The organism is Lederbergia galactosidilytica (genome assembly GCF_017873565.1).
Classification (GTDB): Bacteria; Bacillota; Bacilli; order Bacillales; family Bacillaceae_C; genus Lederbergia; species Lederbergia galactosidilytica.
Genome location: NZ_JAGGKH010000001.1, coordinates 32,077 through 49,873, shown reverse-complemented (window position 1 = coordinate 49,873; position 17,797 = coordinate 32,077). Strand labels below are relative to the sequence as shown.

Below are 17,797 nucleotides of genomic sequence, written 5' to 3'. Positions count from 1 at the left end.
AGTTTAGAAAGCGATCGTACTACGGCAACGCCGACAGAAGGTTCGTCTAATCAATATCGCCCATAAGCAGTCTTTATGGGCGTTTAGCTTTTTCCTAAAACGGCTTGAATATAGATATCTGGATTCATTAAAACCTCTGTGGCTTGACTAATATAATGGTAGACCCCTTCTGAAAAGATTCCGAAACAGATAGCGACAATGGTGAGGCCGATGGCCGGAACAAGGAGCTTGCCAACTGCCACTTCTGGCTTTTTGCTACTGCCGCTTGGGTCTCCCCAAAAACCATTTAGAAAGACTCTCATGAGTGAATAAAGCACCAACAGGCTTGATAGTAGAATCACGATCGCCCCAAACACATCTCCAGTTGCAAAGCCGCTACGTGCGATCAAGAGCTTTCCAACAAAGCCACTAAGTGGTGGGATCCCGGCCAAGGCTAAGACGGCGATAAAAAATGTCCAGCCAAGCAAAGGGTAATGATTGATCAGGCCTGTAAATTTGCGATAGTCGACTGAGCCCGTTATTTTGATGATAATCCCGACTAATAGGAAAAGCACAGCTTTAATGATCATATCATGTATTACATAAAAAACGGCACCTGATAAACCATCTGCATTCATCATCGCAATTCCGTATGTAATGACGCCAATCGCCACAATAATATTGTAGATAACGATTTTTTTCATATCCTTAAAGGCAATAGCAGCAATCGATCCTAGGATAACGGTCAAAATGGATAAGACGGCTAATAGTTGATGTGTAAAGCCTGTATCATGGTAGAAGAATAACGTATAGGTACGTAAGATTGAATACACGCCAACCTTTGTTAATAATGCGCCAAACAAAGCCATAATCGGTGCAGGTGGTGCATAGTATGACCCTGGAAGCCAAAAGAATAGCGGAAAAATCGCTCCTTTTAAGCCAAAGACAATTAGAAAAAGAATGGCAATTACAGTTAAAATACCGGGTTGATTCACCTCAGCAATTCTTTCAGAAATATGCGCCATATTCAAAGTCCCTACGATTGAATACAGATAGCCAACCGTAATGACGAATAGGGCAGAAGATGTGACATTCACTAAAATATATTTAATCGATTCCCGTAACTGAATTTTTGTTCCGCCAATCACAAGTAGCACATAAGATGCCATAAGCATCACTTCGAAAAAGACAAACATATTAAAAATATCGCCGGTTGTAAAGGCTCCATTGACCCCAACTAATAGAAATTGGACGATCGCATAATAGTAGTAATTTTCTCGTCCTTTTCCAATCGAGTAGAACGAATAAAGAACACAGCCTAGAGCGACCAAGGTAGCCGTTGTGACGAGTAATGCTGAGAGCATATCTGAGACAAGGGTAATCCCAAATGGAGCTGGCCAGCTGCCAATGTCTAAGGTCTGAATACCATTTTGATCAATCTTATGAATTAAAAATAGCGATACGACAAGCGTAGCCATCAAGGAGATGGTGGAAATCCAACGCTGTATAGCAATTTTTTTGGCAAAGAAAAGCAAAATCGCAGCCGTCAATAATGGGATGATTATCGGTAGTATTAATAAATTAATCATTGTTTTTAGAACCTCTCATCTCATCAATATTATCTGTACCTAGTTCTTGGTAGGCCCGATAGGCGAGAACGAGGAAAAAGGCCGTCACCCCAAAACTAATAACAATCGCCGTTAATATAAGGGCTTGGGGAATCGGATCTGCATAGGATTCCGCCTGTTCCCCTAATAATGGCACACTTCCTCGCTTTAAACCCGCCATCGTCAGCAGTAACAGGTGAGCGCCATGACTTAAAAGGCCTGTTCCAATAATAATGCGCAGCAAGCTTTTAGAAAGCATTAAGTAAACGGCACTAGCAAAAAGCAAACCGATCAAAATCGCCATTAAAATCTCCATTATTCACTTCCCCCAATCGTTTGAATAATGGTCATCGTTGCTCCCACAACACATAGGTAAACCCCGATATCAAAAAGTACGGCTGTGTGTAACGAAGTCTTCCCAAGTAAAGGCAGGTTGAAATAGTCAAAAGCATGTGTAAGAAAAGGGACGTTAAAAAATAGGGCGCCTGCTCCTGTCCCGATGGCAAAAAGCAAGCCGGTTGCAATCATAATCCGGAAATTGAAGGGCAAACTATTTGCCACTGTTTTGATATCAAACGCAAGCAGGAGCAAGACAAGGGCGCCAGAAGTTAATAAGCCGCCGACAAATCCTCCACCTGGATAATAATGACCTGCGAAAAAGATATGGAGGGAAAAGAGCAAAATGATAAAAACGGCTATTTTCGTCGTTGTTTGTAGAATAAGGTCATTCGTCTTCATTCATTTCTCCTCCTTGAAAGACGTAATTTAATCATGCCATATATTCCTAATGCGGCAATACCTAAAACGGCAATTTCAAACATCGTATCAAAGCCACGGAAATCGACGAGAATGACATTGACCATATTCCCGCCTCCGGCTTTTTCCGCTGTGTTTTCAATGTAATATTTTGAAATTGAGTCAAACAATTTCTGGCTATGGGCTGATAAAGCAATCAACGTGACGATGACACCTACACCAAGCGCGACAATCGCATTCGTTAACTTAAAGCTCATTCGTTCTTCCTTCCTGTTTAATTTTGGTAAGTGATAGAAAGCCAGTAGAAATAATGCGACCGAAACTGTCTCAATCACCAATTGTGTTAACACAAGATCAGGTGCTCTAAATAACAGGAAGAAAAGGGCAACCGTATAGCCTACAGCCCCTAGAGCGATGATCGAAGTAAGTCTTGATTTTGCGATTAAAATCGTGATGGAAGCCGCAACAATAATCAAGCTCAAAACGAGTTCATATATGCCAATCGGCGCAAGATCGGCCGTATCAAGCAAAAAGGCTTGGTTTCTTACAATCGCATAGGTTAATAACCCGATAAAGGAGATGAAAATATAGATCATGTAATGACGGATCGAACCATTCATATAGAAATTTGTAAGTCTATTCGCTCCCTTTTCCGATTGTTTTAAACCAGCATCATACACATAATTTAAGGCGAAAAAAGAAGGGATTTTTCCATATATAGGTGTCCATTTTTCCATCGTTTTATATAAAATAATGCCGAAGAATATAACACCAATGGTCATAAATAATTCCGGTTTAAATCCATGCCAAAATTGAATATGAATATCCATCTCATGTCCGGCATCCATTAAGCTTGGTAAGATCGAGGATGCGACCGGTCCTAGCAAAGATTGTGACAGGACATTTGGAAAAAAACCAAAGAAAATCACGAGTGCGGCTAGAATGATTGGAGGAATCAACATTCCAATCGGGGCCTCATGTGGCTTTTTCTTCAAATGTTCTTCTTTTCGCTTTCCAGTAAAAGTTTTGAAAAAGAGCATCATACTATAAATAAAAGTAAAAATACTAGCAATCCAGGCAATGACAGGGAAGAGAACGCCCCAAGTCTCAAGGTTGAAAATATCCAAGTGTAAGACATTGATCATACTTGTAAAAAACATCTCTTTACTTAGGAATCCATTGAAAGGCGGAAGACCAGCCATTGAAAAAGTTCCTATAAAGGCGATTGTAGCTGTGATCGGCATAAGCTGCATAAGCCCACCCAATTTACGAATATCGCGTGTGCCTGTTTCATGATCCACAATTCCCGCAACCATAAACAAACTACCTTTAAACGTCGCATGATTAATCAAGTGGAAGACAGCCGCAACCGTGGCTCCCATATAAAAATTTTCACGTAAAAAGTCATAATGTAGAGCAGCAGCCCCTACTCCTAACATAGACATAATCATACCTAGTTGACTGATCGTCGAGAATGCAAGAATCGCTTTTAAATCCGTTTGTTTGACGGCGTTAAAAGAACCCCAAAAGAGGGTGACTAATCCAATTCCACCGACTAACCATAACCAGATTCCTTGCTCTGCAAAGACAGGACTCATTCTCGCGACAAGATAAATGCCGGCTTTAACCATTGTTGCAGAATGCAAGTAAGCACTGACAGGTGTGGGGGCTTCCATGGCATCTGGTAACCAAATATGAAATGGAAACTGAGCCGATTTGGTAAAAGCTCCTAGTAGAACGAGTATTAATGCAACAATAAAGAGTGGTTCTGTTGAAATGGAGCCTGCTTGACTTATAATTTCACGAATACTGAATGATTCCGTTAGTAGAGAAAGAATCGTGAAACCACCAAGCATCGAAAGCCCGCCAAATACAGTGAGCAGCATGGATTTTTGCGCGCCATAGCGGGAACGTTCCTTATGATTCCAAAAGCCAATTAAGAGGAAAGAAGAAAAAGAAGTCAACTCCCAAAATACATAGAGCACAATTAAATTATCGCTGAGGACAACACCCAGCATAGCCGCCATAAACATCAAGAGATACACATAAAAATGCCCTAAATTCTCCTTTTTCTTATCGAGATAGAAAACAGAATATAGGACAACCAGCGTACCAATCCCGGTAATTAAAAGGGCGAATAATAACCCAAGCCCATCCACATAGGCAGTAAAATTAATTCCTAATGAGGGAATCCATTCAACAGTTTTCTTAATGGCCCCTTCGTTTTGAATTTGGGGAAGGAATTGGATAAAGTAAATAAATAATAGGGCTGGTAGCCAAACAATCAACCACCCAGTATGTATTGCTTTTACCTTCTTATAGAAAAAAGGAATAAAAATTGCAAGGATGAGTGGTGCGATGATCGAAAAATGCAATAATGACAAAATAAAATCCTCCTTTTCACGGCTTCGATCCAAAGCATTTAATGTGAGTATAACGTAGAATTGGTTTTCTTTCACAAAATAAACTTAGGAAAGCAAAAACTTATATTTAGTTATTAAATAGGTAGAAACAAATTGTATAATTGTATTATTCACAAAATGTTCATAATTACTAGTAGGGAAATCAGGATAAACGTGTTTTTCAACATACAAAAAATACTTCCATGTAATCCTGGAAGTACGAGCCGAAAAACAATTGTTTGCTATCCTGTTGAGGTTTCAAACATAAACTGCGGGCGATCAAAAAAGTAAACTGTCCATGTGCTACAGGGAGAGCAAATTTTTTGTTTAGATAGGAAGTATTAAAAACTCTCACTTAAATTCTTTTGCTCGGTATGTTTTAAGCTAACGAATAGCAGAACAAAGCCAACGAGAAATAAACTGCCTGTTACATAAAAGACGCTGGAAATTCCTCCGAAGCCTGCGACAAAACCTCCCAATGCTGGGCCAATTACATTGCCTAAAAAACGGAAACTTTGATTATAACCTAGCACTTCTCCTTGCATATCGAGCGGCGCTTCAAGACGAATATAAGCTGTAATACAAGGGAGCATACCGCCAACAGCCATACCATATAAAAATCTTAAGAGGACAAGCTGCCAAAGTTCAGAGACGAATGCTTGAGGAACAATTAAGATTGACGCGAGTACCAGTAGAATGAGTAAAACTTTTTCAAAGCCGATAGAGTCTCCTAATTTTCCCCATTGGCGGGTAAGAAGTAAGTTTCCAAAACCAGTGGCGGAAAAGGCCATACCCGATAGAAATGCGACACTGGTTGCTTTTGTCAGATCACTGACATACAAGGCTAAAAGCGGTTGAATGCTGAAATTACCGATTTGAATGAGCAAGGCAACAAGCATCACCATAATCAGCAATTTTCGATTAAAGATCAATTTTATTACATCTTTACTTGTATGTGGTTTTATATTTTTAAGTTCTTCTTCTGTTTGCTTAATCTCTCGTATTCCAAAAAGAACAACAGTTGAAGCAATCGCCACACCAATTGAGGTTAGGATGAATGTATATTGAAAACCAAAGGTATCCGCCATTAAACCTCCAAGCAAAGGACCAAAAAGGCTACCTGAAACATTCCCCATTTGTAATGTCCCAAGTGTTTTACCAGCTTCACTTTTGGGCGTCTGCTTCGAAATCAATGCAATGGACGTAGGGATAAAGCCAGTTACAATCCCCATGAACATTCGTAGGATGAAGAGTCCAATCACATTACTTACAATTCCCATAATAAAAACGGATAAAGCAATTCCAAATCCTGTAATGAGGAGAATCGGCTTAAATCCGTATTTATCACCAATTTTCCCCCAAAGAGGAGAAAAAAGAAAAGCACTTATAAATGTTACCCCAAAAACTAAACCCGCCCATCTTTGCACATACTCATCACTAAAATCTCCGAAAGTTTCAATATATAAAGAAATAAATGGGACGACCATCGTCATGCTTGCCGCAACTAAAAAGTTACAAAACCACATGATCAGCAAATTTCGCTTTGCAATACTAATATTAACACCTTCCTGATAATATTTATTTCGTAACACTAAATAATATTATAGTACAATGATAAAATAATTCAATAAGCCTTGCCTTTCTTTTTGATGTTGATTCCTGGGGGAATGGGAAAAAATGTGGGACGAGAAATTGTTTTTGAATGCCGCGAAATGAAGTATGCTCGTTTTTTACGGGCTAGACCTATAGGTTGTAGGTCACAAACTTACTTAGCATTTGATCCTTCATTGCGCACTGGGGTGGTCTCATCGAGGCCTTATCTTATTCTCTTGCAGGAGTATCATTTCATATTTTCTACATGATCATTCGAATACTCGACTCCTGTTATTTCTGTTTCCAACGAAAAAATGCCCAATACTGGGCATTAATCAAATGTGATGGAATACATCAATGTATATTCTTTAGCGATACTATCTAATGCTTGTAAAGCTAGTTTGTTATAAGCCTCTTCTGGTTCCGTTTCAAGCTTCTCTTTATAAGCTTGGAAGGCTTTTTTTAAAGAGTCTTTGTAGTCGGGAATTTCTCCTTCATAAGCCTTAGCAATCCGCGCTTGTATATTTGTTTGTTCACGATATGCCAAAGCTTTGCGTTCATGAAAAAAGGGGACATCTGCTTGCAGCGGATTATGTAGATCCCCTTGGCGAGGATGATTCAGTACCGCTAAAATTCGGACTGTTAACATATCTCCTTGAATAGCCGTAATTTCCCCGATATATTTCCCCGTTTTTTTATTAGTTACGATAATATCACCAAGATTCATAGCCAATCTCCTTCCTGTTTCCTACTTATTCTATTATGAAAGATTCTGGGATAAAAAGAAAGCGGGCTAAATTTTTGTGAAAGTTCAATGGAGCTGGTTCTAATGTGACCAGTAGCCCAAATAAAAAGCTATTACACTGGTCTAACCGTAATTTCATTTACATTCACATAATCTGGTTGGGTCACGGCATAAATAACCGCTTGAGCAATGTCCGTTGCTTTCAGTTTTTTTCTGTCCTCTTCAAAGGGACTCATAGAGCTTAGTGGTGTTTCCACCATACCTGGAGAGATATTGGTCACACGTACACCTGTTTTAGCCAGTTCTTTTTCCAAGCCTGTAGAAAGCGCACGTACAGCAAACTTCGTGGCACAGTATACTGTAAGCCTCTTCTCAACCTCAAAGCCTGATTCAGAACCGATATTCACGATATGGCCATTTCCTCTCTCTACCATTTCAGGTAGCACAGAATGAATACCATAAAGAACACCTTTAATATTAATATCAATCATTTGCTCCCAATCAGCAACCGCACCATTGACAACAGAGCTTGATCCCATCATCCCGGCATTATTGACAAGGATATCGACTTTTCCGAATTTTGCTTTCGTGCGTTCTGCTAGGGCATCGACATCTTGTTGCTTCGTCATGTCTGCCTTTATACAGAGAAACTTTTCTTTTTGTTCAATCTCCGCCGTTATTTCCGCAAGCTTTTGCTCGTTTCTTGCAGCAAGGACAACATTGGCCCCAGCTTTCATCAGTTCCTTAGCAATCGCAGCTCCGATTCCACTGCTTGCTCCCGTTACGATCGCCGTTTTTCCTCTTAATTGTTGTTCACTCATTTGAATTCTCCTCCCATTTGTAAAGTAACATAATTTGAGGAGGTTTTCATTTTTCTTAATTTGCTTTAGTAAAAACATGAGAAAATCTTCTTTTGCCGTTTTCTATCTAAAAATATTTGAATTTCGATCAATATAGCGCACTTGTTGCGATTTAATGGGAAATCCTGTAAAGTAACATCTTGAAGGAAATATACATATGAACAGGGTTCGAATATAAGGAGATGAAGAGATGACAGATCAACAAGTATATCCACAATTATCAGTAGAAGTAGCAGAAGATGAGAAAGTCGTGCAAATGAATACGAATCAGGGCTCTATTAAGATAAAACTTTTCCCGAAACAAGCGCCAAAAACAGTTGAAAACTTTGTGACCCATGCGAAAGACGGGTATTATAATGGCATTATTTTCCATCGTGTCATTCCTGACTTTATGATCCAAGGGGGCGACCCGACAGGTACTGGAATGGGTGGAGAAAGTATTTATGGAGACTCTTTTGAAGATGAATTCACATTAGATCTGTTTAATCTTCGCGGAGCGCTTTCCATGGCGAATGCTGGCCCAAATACAAACGGAAGCCAATTCTTTATTGTCCAAAATAATCATATGGATCCTGGCTTTAAACCACAACTGGAGAAAGCTGGTTTTCCAGAGGAAATTATTAATGCCTATATGGAAAAAGGTGGTACACCTCATTTAGATCACCGTCATACTGTATTTGGTCAGGTAATTGAAGGTATGGATGTCGTAGATAAAATTGCAAACGTTGAAACACAACCTGGTGACAAGCCAGTGGAAGATGTTGTGATTGAAAGTATTGATATTATTAAGGACTAAATCTTTTTTGTTTTAAAAAAATGTTTGTTAACAGTAACCGCCATAGCAATATGGCGGTTTTCACATATTTGTCGAAGATGATCATTGGTTCTTGGTGGACTGCTTTGATATAATAAATAGAGTCATACTTATAACAAAAGCATATGGTGGCCATTAGCGGCGTACAAACTTTAGAGGGGCTTGGACGAGATATAGGAAACAGCATGAGTTTAAAGCAGATGGATGTTGAAGTATCACAGGAGGGCCCGAAAGTTTGCAGGCGCTGAACACTGAAATACCTACTATTTATAATCCACAAGCTAGGATCTGATATTTTCCTAAGCAATGAGAAAGGATGTTTCCTTTGTTATCAATCTTTCACTTTTTTGTGTTGAATATTATCCCAATGTATTTTCCGGAGGATAAAACTGAATATATTCCTGCTTTTATCCAATTAGTCCTTGTCGTTATCGTGGCGGGCTTAGTTGTTTTCTTTTTCAAAAAGATTTCCAAGAAACAAGAAGCAAAGGCGAAGGAATTAGAAGAGCGGTTGAAGGAAGAACAGAAAAATCAACATTCATAAAAAACTGCCCCTATGTGTAAAATTAAAGACAAGTGAGTGTAAATTTTTATGATGAGAGCAGTAATTTGTCTTTAATGTTTCGTCCCAATAATAAAATCGGTACATCACTTAAATAGTAGTGGTGTACTTTTTTATTGATTTGATCTCTTATTGACCTCATTTTTTTACCACGACTATTAAGTGAAAATTACTTTAATTGCAACAAGTATATGTGGGACAATTAAACAGAAACATCCAGAGCGGGTATTCCTCCCAAGCTGATGCAAGTGCTGAAGACGAACAGTTGCTCAATTCTCTTCATATTACGTTGTTTGGCAATCAAAGATTTTTTCCATAACTAAAAAGAGTTAGTTCCGAAATTAGAGATATGTATTGATTAAGCAAATGGGTCATTCTACGATAAGTGGAGACGATTTTTTATATACGGGAGGGGAAGTATTGGGACGTTATATAAGTATTTTTTTGCTAGCTATAATGATAGGTATAGTATCATTCATCTTTATTATCCCATCATTAATCGGTCCTGATTCAGCTGGTGAAGTCGATATGGTTATAGGATTACTTTTAATTCTCATTGGTTCATTTATTGTAACCCAACTTTTTTACATAATAGATTTACTCCAGAAAAACAAAAGCTAATGTATTGCACGAACGGGAGATTTAGTTGAAGAAACTTAGGAGGTATATCCCCTGTGTATTTATCCTTTTCTTTCACCCTATGTTACTGGGTGACATTATAATAAGACTTTAATTAAAACATTTGGTGGTGCTATTTTTTAAGTAATCGTAAGAACTTCTCTCCGAAAAGGATATTTCATTTTTACGATGGCAATAATGACGAACAATGACTTCTTTTTTTGGAGGGGTATACGTGAAAAAAATTTTCCCTTTTCTATTTTGTTTTCTGCTTATTGCTTGTGAAAGTGGCACACCACCGAAAAAGTTGGAAGTGGATGTAATTAATCGGGATGGTGATAGTTTAGGAAAAGTGACATTGGATGATCAAGCGGGTGGGATAAAGATCAAGGTTGATTTAGAAGGACTCCCACCTGGTGAACATGCGATGCATATTCATGATCAATGGAAATGCGAACCTCCGAATTTTCTTTCAGCCGGGGATCATTTTAATCCAGATGATAAAGAGCATGGATTATTGAACCCGAAAGGTCCACATGCAGGGGATCTTCCTAACTTAATGGTAGATGAAGATGGAAAAGCAAAAGTAGACTTTGTAGCCGAAGGAATTAAATTTAAAGAAGGGAATGGCTCCCTCTATACAGTGGATGGTACATCGATCGTGATTCATGAAGACGCAGACGACGGGATGAGCCAGCCAGCAGGAAATTCGGGCGAACGAATTGCTTGTGGGGAAATCACAAAAGATAAGCAACCTGCGACGGAAAAAGAATGATAAAACAGAGGTACAAGCGGGTGTATGAGGAATGACTAGAGACGCTAGGACCTCATGTCTTCACCGTTCTAACATGTTCCTGTCGCGGGATACACCAGGCCATATGCTCGACCTTGTCCTATGGTCATGTCATTTAAAAAGTATTCACAAGCGAAAGTATGAAAAAGCACCCACATAATGAATTGGGTGCTTTGATTTTCTAAAAGGACTAGTGATTTTCATGGAATTTTACTATGACAAGATGATAATCATGATTCAAACGCTAATTTTAATCGATTTAATCCTTCTTCCACAATCGAGCGGTGGCAGGCAGGGTTTAAGCGAATGAAACCTTCTCCACCTTTTCCATAAGAAGCACCAAAGTTTACGGCTAATTTGGCTTTTTCTAAAAGGGTATCTCGTAATTGTTTATCATTTAAACCAGTTTTACGACAATCAATCCAAACTAAATAGCTTCCTTCTGGTCTCATTACTTCAAGCTCTGGGATGGATTGGGAAATGACTTCATCAATAAGATTTATATTTTCTTCAATATAATCGATACATTCATTTAACCATTCTTCTCCATCACGATAAGCTGCTTCCATGGCGATCATTCCGAATGTGTTTAAGCTTGTAAGATTCACTGTTTGTTGAATCAATATGAGTTTTTTGCGCATCTCCTGATTTGGAACAACGAGGAATGATGCTTGTAAACCAGCAAGATTGAAGGTTTTGCTTGGTGCCATAAATGTTACTACAAAATCTTGATAAGACGGATCTAGCGATGTTAATGGAAAATGCTGATGTGGCGCAAAGGTAATATCAGCATGAATTTCATCCGCCGCAATCAATACGCCATACTGCTTACAAAGCTCAGCAATTTTTGTTAATTCCTCTTTGCTCCATACACGACCGCCAGGATTATGGGGACTACATAATAAAAAGAGTTTTACACCAGATTTTAATTTTTCCTCAAAATCAGCAAAATCTATTTCATAACGGCCATTTACTAATTTTAAAGGAGAGTTGACAACTTCTCTCATATTATTCTCAATCATGTTGAAAAAAGGTGTGTATACAGGGGATTGTAATAAAACTTTATCCCCTACTTCGGTAAAAGCTTGAATGGCCATCCCAATGGAAGGGACAACACCAGGACTGTATAAAATCCATTCCGGTTGGATCTCCCAGCCATGTCGTTTGCTTGTCCAATCTACGATGGCCTGAGCTGTATTTTCATTGGCAATTGTGTAGCCAAATACTCCGTGGTCGATTCTTTCTTTTAACTTTTCAATTACAGCTATAGGTGGACTAAAATCCATATCCGCTACCCACATTGGTAGAAGTTCATTATTTCCGAAGGCCGGTTTCATTCCATCCCATTTTAGGGAGGAGGTATTGATTCTGTCGGCTTTTTCATTTAACTTGTACATTGCTTTTCCTCCTCAGCACACTTATGTCTCTTTCTATTCTAGCGATTTTTAATTTATTTTGAAAGAGATTGTTTCAAAAGTCCGATTGATCTTCCTTTTTACATGTCACCGCTTCCTATCAGCAATATCGATAAAATCTTTTATATGCTGATATACTTCCCACGGCTTTTCTTCGGGAAGCAGGTGGCCAGTGTGTGGCAAAGAAATAAACTGAGAGTTGGGTAGGTCTTGCGCTAGCCGCTTCCCTGTCTTCATTGGAACGACACGATCATTTTCTCCCCAAATAAACAAGCAAGGTACTTGAATGGTTTGCAAAATTTCAGAAGGCAAGTCCCCCTCCCAGTGCCGCATCATTTTTTTAAAGGCACGAAACATTTTATCATCTTCAAAAGGTTCGGAATAGCCACGGATCATCTCATCATCAATCATATTTTTGTCATATACGACCTGATGTAAGTTGCCTAATACGCCAGTTTTTCCGAGCTGACGTTTAATGACCTTTTCAAAAAAAGGTAAGTACGATAAATAAGTGTATGGTGGCTTTATTCTTGATAAATATCCAGAGCTACAAAGAAAAATCCCTTTTTGGATACGATTCGGTCTTTGATGCATCATATTAAAGATTAATTGACCGCCCATGGAGTGGCCGATGCCAATTAAAGATGAATAATCGAACTGATCTAATAAGAGCCAAAGAGTATGGGCGATATTTTGATAAGAATAATGAAAAGAAGAAGGTCTCCCACTTTTCCCAAACGGAGGAAAATCGACGGTGATAACATGAAAATCATTAGCCAGAAGTGGAGCTAATTTGCGAAAACTAAAAGTTGAAGAGAGAAACCCATGAATTAATAAAATGGTTGGAACTTCATGTGCGTGCTGCTGGTGATAAGATTCATAGTAGAGATCAATATTATTTATATGGGCGGAATGTTTAGAGAACAGGGTTGTCATCCACTCACCTCCATTCTTATCCTCATATTGAATCAGCCAGAGAGACATTTCTGCTTTTCTTAGTTTACCCGAACTAAAATTTTTAAACGAGGTTTAAGCAAGGAAATAACGGGAAAAGAAAATAGTGGCGAAGCGTATATTTTGATTTGGATAAAAATCTATGTTAAAATATAAAATTGCGTAAAATAGAAGATATTATATGAAAATTGGGAGTGTTTCCATGACGACAAAATATGAACCAGGCACAGTATTGACAGGAAAAGTAACAGGTATTCAACCTTATGGTGCTTTTGTGGCCTTAGATGACCAAACACAAGGGCTTGTCCATATTTCAGAAATTAAACATGGCTTTGTAAAAGATATTCACGAATTTCTATCTGTTGGGGATGAAGTGAATGTGAAAGTTTTAGAAGTGAACGCAGACAATGGCAAAATTAGCCTCTCTATTAAAGCAACAGAGGAGCCGCCAGCTAAGCCAAAAGTAGTGAAGCCAAGTAAACCTGCAAATGTTTCCACAGCTGAAACAAGTGGCGAAGGATTCAATACATTAAAAGATAAACTGCAAGAATGGATTAAGCAATCTGATAATAAAGATTTACTAAAGAAATAAGTGAATGATGGAGGATGTCTGATCAATAGGACATCCTCCTTTTCGGATAATGCCTATTATAAATTTATAGTGACAGGCTAACTTAATTTTTATCCAAAGCGAGAAAGATTCTTTGCTTGCTATTGTCCGCAATGAAAGCAGCTCGTTGGAGTTTATAGAGTCAAAATCTTGCGGCTTCTGAAATAGTGTATTCATAGAGAGTTCTATGAAGCAAAACATTGTCTAGTTCCTGTAAAGGTATTTTTTAGAAATGGTCTATGAACCTAAAAATAATCGCATCGTAATAGTGGTGGTAGCTAAGTCGTTGCCTCCAGAAACATTGCGTAATTCAACAATTAATCTCCCTTTCAGAGTTATCTTTCTCCTAGCAGCGGTGCCTGTTGCCCGGGTGATGAATCACAGATCAACAACATGCATATTTCTTTTTGTTCCTATTGAATAGACCTATTCCAATGCGAGGAGAATATGGTAATATGAAGAGGCATGGAATTATGAATGAATGGGGAGGGGTCATCGCATACAAATAGGATGGAATAAGGAAATATATCACTGGCTAACTTCATAAAAATCGTCGCAGAGAGGGGAAAAATAGAGTTCTTATTAAACAGATGAGAAAAGATATTTCTGTAAACGATCGAGGATTTTCTTAAGTATCCAACCTATCATGATATTTTTAAAAACGAAAAAGCATTGGAAGCGTTCGCTTGGACCTATTCCATCTTTTATGTAAAAATGAAAATGTCGTACCCCTAATAATTAGAAATACAAATGTTTTTATGTAATCATAATGATGAAATGATATGACAGTCGTGTTTGAATGTAAGATAAATTGATTAATGAATAAAGAGGCGAAATAAAACGATGGTGGAAAATCTTAACTTATTTACATCAACTCAAGAGGTTATCAAAGATGGTCTCCACAAACTTGGCTTTGGCGAAGAAATGTATGAACTGTTAAAAGAACCAATGAGAATGATGACTGTGAGAATTCCGGTTCGTATGGATGACGGGTCTATCAAAGTGTTTACAGGGTTTCGTGCCCAACACAATGATTCTGTTGGTCCCACTAAAGGGGGCGTCCGCTTTCATCCAGATGTAAATGAAGAAGAAGTAAAAGCAATGTCGATGTGGATGACAATCAAATGCGGGATTGTAAATCTTCCATATGGTGGAGGAAAAGGTGGAATCGTTTGTGATCCACGGACAATGTCGATGAGTGAAATTGAGCGCCTAAGTCGCGGATATGTTCGAGCTATTAGTCAAATTGTTGGTCCAACAAAAGACATTCCAGCGCCAGATGTATTTACAAACTCACAAATTATGGCATGGATGATGGATGAATATAGTCATTTGCGTGAAAATGACTCTCCTGGCTTTATTACAGGTAAACCGATTGTACTCGGGGGTTCACAAGGAAGAGAAAAGGCAACAGCCCAAGGTGTAACAATTTGTATTGAAGAGGCAGCAAGAAAACGAGGTTTAAAATTACAAGATGCCCGTATCGTCATTCAAGGATTTGGTAATGCAGGTAGTTTCCTTTCGAAATTCCTTTATGATGCTGGAGCGAAAATTGTGGGGATTTCCGATGCGTATGGAGCCTTGCATGACCCAGATGGACTAGATATCGATTATTTACTAGATCGTCGTGATAGTTTCGGGACAGTCACAACCTTATTTGAAAATACAATTTCCAATAAAGAACTATTTGAATTGGATTGCGATATTATTGTACCGGCGGCTGTTGCTAATCAAATCACAGCGGAAAATGCGCCGAATATTAAAGCATCAATCGTTGTGGAAGCGGCGAACGGGCCGACAACTGAAGAGGCAACCCGTATTTTGACTGAAAAAGGTGTACTACTCGTGCCAGATGTATTGGCGAGTGCAGGTGGTGTCACTGTTTCTTACTTTGAATGGGTACAAAACAACCAAGGATATTATTGGACAGAAGAAGAAGTCAATGAAAAACTAACTTCCAAACTCATTGAAGCCTTCGAAAATGTATACCACACAGCAGAAACCCGGAAAATCAACATGCGCTTAGCAGCTTATATGGTCGGACTACGTAACACCGCCGAAGCCTCAAGATTCAGAGGCTGGGTCTAAAGAAAAGCGAAAGACGGCCGCTTAGGCTATTAAGCGGAAGAACAGAACACGCCGTCCTTGTGCAACGACGTTCTGAGCTACATTCTGTTGGCTAAATGTTCCTGAACCAAAGAAGGAAGTATGATTTAAATTCTAATCAGAGGAGAAACCTCAAACCCAGTGAGCATGAACATTCATTTACTGAGTTTGGGGTTTTACTTTTTAATCTTGATAGAAAATGAGGAGAACGCAAGCTTTGAGCCAAACGTTACTAGTTGGTTAAGAAGAAATTCGCAAGGGAACGGCTTTCGACTCTAACGTCCGCCATCTAAAAATTGCAGGGGGAAAGTTCCAGCCCTTAACGCTCCTAGCCCGTTAAGAAGAAAATCATGAGGCTCCAATTCCTCTATAGATTGAATTTTCCCGGATAGGGGCATTAATTTGATAAAATAGCTTTTTTAATGATCAAGTTGCTGTTTTTCGTCAAGATACTTGAAAATTACTCTTTATTCGGCTAAAGTTAAGGAATAATGTATCTATAGGGAGGGGTTTTAGCATGGGACATATTCATTTTGATTATTCCAAGGCCCTTGCATTTTTTGGACAACATGAGGTCGATTATTTGCAAGCGGCGGTGGAAACAGCCCATACACAGCTACAGGATAAAACAGGTGCAGGCTCTGATTTTCTAGGATGGATTGATTTGCCTGTTGATTATGATCGTGAAGAATTCGCCCGGATTCAAAAAGCAGCCGCAAAAATAAAAGAAGATAGTGATGTTCTGCTAGTCATTGGAATTGGTGGATCCTATCTTGGGGCACGTGCTGCGATTGAAATGCTCAACCATAGTTTTTACAATGAACTGCCTAAAGAAAAAAGAGAAACACCGCAAGTATTATTTGTAGGAAATAGCATTAGCTCTACATATATGCGTGATGTAATGGATTTATTGGATGGGAAAGATTTTTCCATTAATGTCATTTCAAAATCTGGAACAACTACAGAACCAGCAATCGCTTTTCGGGTTTTCCGGAAATTATTAGAAGCAAAATATGGAGCGGAAGAAGCGAAAACTCGTATCTTCGCTACAACTGATCGTGAAAAAGGAGCACTGAAAACATTAGCGAATGAAGAAGGTTATGAAACTTTCGTGATTCCTGATGATGTAGGTGGACGTTATTCTGTTCTAACGGCTGTTGGTTTATTGCCGATTGCTGTAAGTGGAGCGGATATTGAAGCGATGATGAAAGGGGCAGCAGACGCTCGTGAGGCATTTAGCTCGCCTAATCTAAAAGAAAACGCAGCTTACCAATATGCTGCAATCCGCAATGTTTTATACAATAAAGGGAAAACAATTGAGATGTTAATCAATTATGAGCCTGGTCTGCAATATTTCGCAGAATGGTGGAAACAATTATTCGGCGAAAGTGAAGGGAAAGATCAAAAAGGTATTTATCCTTCTTCTGCTAATTTCTCAACAGATCTTCACTCTCTTGGTCAATATGTACAAGAAGGGCGTCGTGACATATTTGAGACCGTCATTAAAGTAAAAAATGCTCGCCACGAACTTATAATTGAAGGCGAAGAAATTGATCTAGATGGTTTGAATTATCTAGAAGGCAAAACAATTGATTTTGTGAATGATAAAGCATTCGAAGGAACTTTGCTTGCTCATACAGATGGTGGAGTGCCGAATCTAGTTGTTGAAATTCCGGAAATGGATGCCTATACTTTCGGTTATCTTGCTTACTTCTTTGAAAAAGCTTGTGCGATTAGTGGCTACCTGCTTGGTGTTAATCCTTTTGACCAACCAGGAGTTGAAGCCTACAAAGTGAATATGTTTGCTTTGCTTGGAAAGCCAGGTTTTGAAGATAAAAAGGCTGAACTTGAAAAGAGATTATAAGAATTTATGAACAGTCTCCTTTGGGGGCTGTTTTTTTATTTGAGCTAATAGCTTATCCAGGCTGATAGAAGTTTTTCCAAGCCAATCTCTTTATAAAACTAAACTAATAACTGGCAAGC

16 protein-coding genes are annotated in these 17,797 nt (G+C 38.7%); 7 read left to right on the top strand and 9 right to left on the bottom strand.

Features of this window, described 5'->3' with window-relative positions; genetic code table 11:
• Nucleotides 1–83 precede the first annotated feature (83 nt).
• The 7 genes from J2Z23_RS00220 to J2Z23_RS00190 all read right to left on the bottom strand — a co-directional run bounded on the left by J2Z23_RS00220 (nucleotide 84) and on the right by J2Z23_RS00190 (nucleotide 7,903).
• On the bottom strand, nucleotides 84–1,568 hold the full coding sequence (locus J2Z23_RS00220) for a Na+/H+ antiporter subunit D (protein ID WP_057984260.1): 1,485 nt from the start codon (nucleotides 1,566–1,568) through the stop codon (nucleotides 84–86).
• Nucleotides 1,561–1,902 carry a Na(+)/H(+) antiporter subunit C gene (locus J2Z23_RS00215; protein ID WP_057984261.1) on the bottom strand — a complete coding sequence of 114 codons (342 nt, stop codon included), beginning with the start codon at nucleotides 1,900–1,902 and terminating at the stop codon, nucleotides 1,561–1,563. Before J2Z23_RS00215 ends, J2Z23_RS00220 begins: the two co-directional genes overlap by 8 nt.
• Nucleotides 1,902–2,324, bottom strand: a complete 423-nt coding sequence (locus tag J2Z23_RS00210; RefSeq protein ID WP_209972894.1) for a Na(+)/H(+) antiporter subunit B — start codon at nucleotides 2,322–2,324, stop codon at nucleotides 1,902–1,904. Before J2Z23_RS00210 ends, J2Z23_RS00215 begins: the two co-directional genes overlap by 1 nt.
• A complete protein-coding gene (locus tag J2Z23_RS00205) occupies nucleotides 2,321–4,726 on the bottom strand; it encodes a Na+/H+ antiporter subunit A (RefSeq protein ID WP_064468593.1) in 2,406 nt (801 codons plus the stop codon). Before J2Z23_RS00205 ends, J2Z23_RS00210 begins: the two co-directional genes overlap by 4 nt.
• 359 nt (nucleotides 4,727–5,085) lie before the next feature.
• Complete coding sequence (locus J2Z23_RS00200; protein ID WP_057984360.1) at nucleotides 5,086–6,300, bottom strand: MFS transporter; 1,215 nt, start codon at nucleotides 6,298–6,300, stop codon at nucleotides 5,086–5,088.
• 368 nt (nucleotides 6,301–6,668) lie between these two features.
• The gene (gene kapB / locus J2Z23_RS00195) at nucleotides 6,669–7,064 is read right to left on the bottom strand and encodes a kinase-associated lipoprotein KapB (RefSeq protein WP_057994882.1); all 396 of its coding nucleotides are present in this window, start codon (nucleotides 7,062–7,064) and stop codon (nucleotides 6,669–6,671) included.
• Between the two features lie 131 nt (nucleotides 7,065–7,195).
• Complete coding sequence (locus J2Z23_RS00190) at nucleotides 7,196–7,903, bottom strand: SDR family oxidoreductase (RefSeq protein ID WP_057984268.1); 708 nt, start codon at nucleotides 7,901–7,903, stop codon at nucleotides 7,196–7,198.
• A gap of 229 nt (nucleotides 7,904–8,132) precedes the next feature.
• Here J2Z23_RS00190 and J2Z23_RS00185 point away from each other — a divergent pair, with 229 nt between their 5' ends.
• The 4 genes from J2Z23_RS00185 (at nucleotide 8,133) to J2Z23_RS00170 (ending at nucleotide 10,711) form a co-directional block, all read left to right on the top strand.
• The gene (locus tag J2Z23_RS00185) at nucleotides 8,133–8,738 is read left to right on the top strand and encodes a peptidylprolyl isomerase (RefSeq protein ID WP_057984270.1); all 606 of its coding nucleotides are present in this window, start codon (nucleotides 8,133–8,135) and stop codon (nucleotides 8,736–8,738) included.
• A gap of 343 nt (nucleotides 8,739–9,081) precedes the next feature.
• Complete coding sequence (locus J2Z23_RS00180) at nucleotides 9,082–9,300, top strand: hypothetical protein (protein ID WP_238456197.1); 219 nt, start codon at nucleotides 9,082–9,084, stop codon at nucleotides 9,298–9,300.
• A 438-nt stretch (nucleotides 9,301–9,738) separates the two neighbouring features.
• Nucleotides 9,739–9,939: a hypothetical protein gene (locus tag J2Z23_RS00175; protein WP_209972893.1), complete on the top strand. Its 201-nt coding sequence runs from the start codon at nucleotides 9,739–9,741 to the stop codon at nucleotides 9,937–9,939.
• Nucleotides 9,940–10,171: 232 nt separating this feature from the next.
• On the top strand, nucleotides 10,172–10,711 hold the full coding sequence (locus J2Z23_RS00170; protein WP_057984274.1) for a superoxide dismutase family protein: 540 nt from the start codon (nucleotides 10,172–10,174) through the stop codon (nucleotides 10,709–10,711).
• A gap of 248 nt (nucleotides 10,712–10,959) precedes the next feature.
• Here J2Z23_RS00170 and J2Z23_RS00165 read toward each other — a convergent pair whose 3' ends face one another.
• Both J2Z23_RS00165 and J2Z23_RS00160 read right to left on the bottom strand, forming a co-directional pair.
• Complete coding sequence (locus tag J2Z23_RS00165) at nucleotides 10,960–12,126, bottom strand: MalY/PatB family protein (RefSeq protein WP_209972892.1); 1,167 nt, start codon at nucleotides 12,124–12,126, stop codon at nucleotides 10,960–10,962.
• 105 nt (nucleotides 12,127–12,231) lie between these two features.
• Nucleotides 12,232–13,080 carry an alpha/beta fold hydrolase gene (locus tag J2Z23_RS00160; RefSeq protein WP_057984278.1) on the bottom strand — a complete coding sequence of 283 codons (849 nt, stop codon included), beginning with the start codon at nucleotides 13,078–13,080 and terminating at the stop codon, nucleotides 12,232–12,234.
• 220 nt (nucleotides 13,081–13,300) lie between these two features.
• Here J2Z23_RS00160 and yugI point away from each other — a divergent pair, with 220 nt between their 5' ends.
• The 3 genes from yugI to J2Z23_RS00145 all read left to right on the top strand — a co-directional run bounded on the left by yugI (nucleotide 13,301) and on the right by J2Z23_RS00145 (nucleotide 17,678).
• A complete protein-coding gene (gene yugI, locus J2Z23_RS00155) occupies nucleotides 13,301–13,690 on the top strand; it encodes a S1 domain-containing post-transcriptional regulator GSP13 (RefSeq protein ID WP_209972890.1) in 390 nt (129 codons plus the stop codon).
• An 861-nt stretch (nucleotides 13,691–14,551) separates the two neighbouring features.
• Nucleotides 14,552–15,796 (top strand): Glu/Leu/Phe/Val family dehydrogenase, encoded by a 1,245-nt coding sequence (locus J2Z23_RS00150; RefSeq protein ID WP_057984280.1) that lies wholly within the window; start codon nucleotides 14,552–14,554, stop codon nucleotides 15,794–15,796.
• Nucleotides 15,797–16,331: 535 nt separating this feature from the next.
• On the top strand, nucleotides 16,332–17,678 hold the full coding sequence (locus J2Z23_RS00145) for a glucose-6-phosphate isomerase (RefSeq protein WP_057984282.1): 1,347 nt from the start codon (nucleotides 16,332–16,334) through the stop codon (nucleotides 17,676–17,678).
• Nucleotides 17,679–17,797 lie beyond the last annotated feature (119 nt).

Coding starts and splice junctions, on each gene's coding strand:
- J2Z23_RS00220 (WP_057984260.1), bottom strand. CDS start 1,568: ATGATTAATTTATTAATACTACCGATAATCATCCCATTATTGACGGCT.
- J2Z23_RS00215 (WP_057984261.1), bottom strand. CDS start 1,902: ATGGAGATTTTAATGGCGATTTTGATCGGTTTGCTTTTTGCTAGTGCC.
- J2Z23_RS00210 (WP_209972894.1), bottom strand. CDS start 2,324: ATGAAGACGAATGACCTTATTCTACAAACAACGACGAAAATAGCCGTT.
- kapB (WP_057994882.1), bottom strand. CDS start 7,064: ATGAATCTTGGTGATATTATCGTAACTAATAAAAAAACGGGGAAATAT.
- J2Z23_RS00190 (WP_057984268.1), bottom strand. CDS start 7,903: ATGAGTGAACAACAATTAAGAGGAAAAACGGCGATCGTAACGGGAGCA.
- J2Z23_RS00185 (WP_057984270.1), top strand. CDS start 8,133: ATGACAGATCAACAAGTATATCCACAATTATCAGTAGAAGTAGCAGAA.
- J2Z23_RS00165 (WP_209972892.1), bottom strand. CDS start 12,126: ATGTACAAGTTAAATGAAAAAGCCGACAGAATCAATACCTCCTCCCTA.
- J2Z23_RS00160 (WP_057984278.1), bottom strand. CDS start 13,080: ATGACAACCCTGTTCTCTAAACATTCCGCCCATATAAATAATATTGAT.
- yugI (WP_209972890.1), top strand. CDS start 13,301: ATGACGACAAAATATGAACCAGGCACAGTATTGACAGGAAAAGTAACA.
- J2Z23_RS00150 (WP_057984280.1), top strand. CDS start 14,552: ATGGTGGAAAATCTTAACTTATTTACATCAACTCAAGAGGTTATCAAA.
- J2Z23_RS00145 (WP_057984282.1), top strand. CDS start 16,332: ATGGGACATATTCATTTTGATTATTCCAAGGCCCTTGCATTTTTTGGA.